Source organism: Elstera litoralis (genome assembly GCF_000963705.1).
GTDB classification, from domain to species: domain Bacteria; phylum Pseudomonadota; class Alphaproteobacteria; order Elsterales; family Elsteraceae; genus Elstera; species Elstera litoralis.
In genome coordinates, this window is sequence record NZ_LAJY01000438.1 from 1 (window position 1) to 2,094 (window position 2,094).

2 protein-coding genes are annotated in these 2,094 nt (G+C 62.8%); both read left to right on the forward strand.

Going from position 1 to position 2,094, the window contains the following annotated elements; translation table 11 throughout:
• Positions 1-129: 129 nt before the first annotated feature.
• On the forward strand, positions 130-1,752 hold the full coding sequence (locus tag VZ95_RS15285) for an amidohydrolase family protein (RefSeq protein ID WP_045776624.1): 1,623 nt from the start codon (positions 130-132) through the stop codon (positions 1,750-1,752).
• 132 nt (positions 1,753-1,884) lie between these two features.
• Positions 1,885-2,094: hypothetical protein (locus VZ95_RS15290; RefSeq protein WP_045776625.1), on the forward strand; the 210-nt coding region annotated here is incomplete at its 3' end.

A 2,094-nucleotide genomic window follows, 5' to 3' on the forward strand; every position in this document is an offset into this window, starting at 1 on the left:
TGAAAGATCGGGACAACACGCCGACATATAAGGCAGAGTATGAACCGGCTTTCGGTTTTGGCCGGTTTCATTTGGCCAGTCTCATTTGGCCGGCCTCATTTGGCTTGTCTCAAGGATGCGTGTGTGTCGATGACCCGTTCCGCCCTCACTTTTCCGGCCCGCCCGGATGCACACCGCCCCGCGTTGGATCATGATTTGGATCTAGGGGACGGCGGGACCGAATCCTTGATTCTCGCCCCCGATTATATTCTGCCCAGCAGCGACCCCGAAGGGCTGCTGCCCGATTTCGCCGTGCTGGTGCAAGAGGGCAAGATTGCCGCCATCGATCTCGTCACAAGCCTGATCGAAGCGCATCCCGATGTCGCGGTCGAACGGCTGCACGATTGCATCATTCTGCCCGGCCTCATCAATGCTCACCAGCAGGGCCGCGCGATGACCGCCGCCCCGCTGACCCCCGGCGATGATTTGCTCGATAACGCGCTGATGGTGCGGCTCGCGCGCACCTCGCTCGATCCCTATCCGCTCGCCCTCGTCGCCGCTACCGATATGCTGTCCCACGGCGTCACCACCGCGCTGCACGCCGGGGCCAGCCAGGGCACGGGCGATTATGAAGGCGAGTTGCGCGCTGCCATTCGCGGTTACCTCGAAGCGGGCCTGCGCACAGTTATCTGCGTTTCAGGGCTCGACCAGGGTCAGATTGTCTCGCCCAGCGAAGAACTGCCGGTCTTTCTCGACCGGCTGTCGCCCGAACTCAGCGCGCTGCTCACCGAACCCTCGCTGCCGACCTATGCCGGGTCCGCCGACGATACGATTGCGCTGATGGGGCGGCTGCTGGCCGAGTTCGGAACGGAACCAACGCTGACGTTCCGCTATGCCCTGCCCGGCCCGCAATATGTTTCCGACGCCTACCTGAGCAAGATCGCCGCCGACGCTCAAGCGCGCGGCATCGGCCTGCATATGATTCTGTATGAAAGCCAAGTGGATTGGGCCGTCTGCCAGTGCCTTTATCCCGAAGGCGTTTTGACGCGTCTCGACACGCTTGGCCTGCTCAGCCCGGCGCTGACCATTGTGCAGGGCGTCTGGCTTTCCCCCGCCGAGATCGAGCTGTTGGCGGCGCGCGGCGTCTGCACTGTCTCAACCCCCGGCTCCAATCTGCGCTTGCGCCACGGCATCGCCCGGTTGGGGCCGCTGCTGCGTGCCGGTATTCCGGTCGCGCTCGGCACCAACAACCGCGCCTTGGCCGACGATGAGGATATGCTGAGCGAGTTGCGCCTTGCCGCCGGTCTTGCCCGCGTTACCGATATCAGCCAGGGCGGCCCCTGGGACGACCGCCCGACCACCGCCGAACAGTTCGGCATGCTGACCGAGAATGGCGCGCGCGCCATCGGCCTTGCCGGGATCGCCGGACGGTTGGTCGTCGGCGGCCCTGCCGATCTGATGGCGCTGTCGTTGCAAGGCATCGAAGGCCCGTCGCTCGACCTGGAAGCGAGCCTGATCGACAATATCCTCAATCGCGCCTCGGCCCGCGACGTGTGTCTGACGATGGTGGGCGGCGAAATCCGCTACCGGGAAGGCGCCCTTCAGGGGATTGACCGGGAGCGGGTCTCGGGGCTGCTGCGCGAAGCGCTCACCTATAGCCGCGCCGCCGCCGATCCGGCGTGGCCGGAACTTTGGTCAGAGTTGCGTGCCCATCTGCGCCATCACTATGGCGCAAAGATTAAGCTGGCGAGGCAACGCCTAAATTCGGCATAAATTAATTCTTTGTGGGTAAGTGGTATCACACCTCTTCGGATCGGCGCGTTTTCAGGTATTGTGTGGGCCGGCGGCGCACCCCTCCTGGGTTGATGGCGCAGAGGCACCGAGCAGGGTAGCAATAGGGCCGGAATGGAAACAGTTCGCACCATCGATGGAGAGATCGAAGATATTCGGGATCGAATCTCCTCGACGGGAGACTCGGTCTGCGAGCTCCATCTGATTACATCGGGGGGGAAGGAGAAATGCTTCGCCTATGCCGATAAGGCCACCATCGTGCAGAACCTGTTGAAAAAAATGCAGGAACTGGCCACGCGCAATGGGGTCGCCCATATCAAAGAG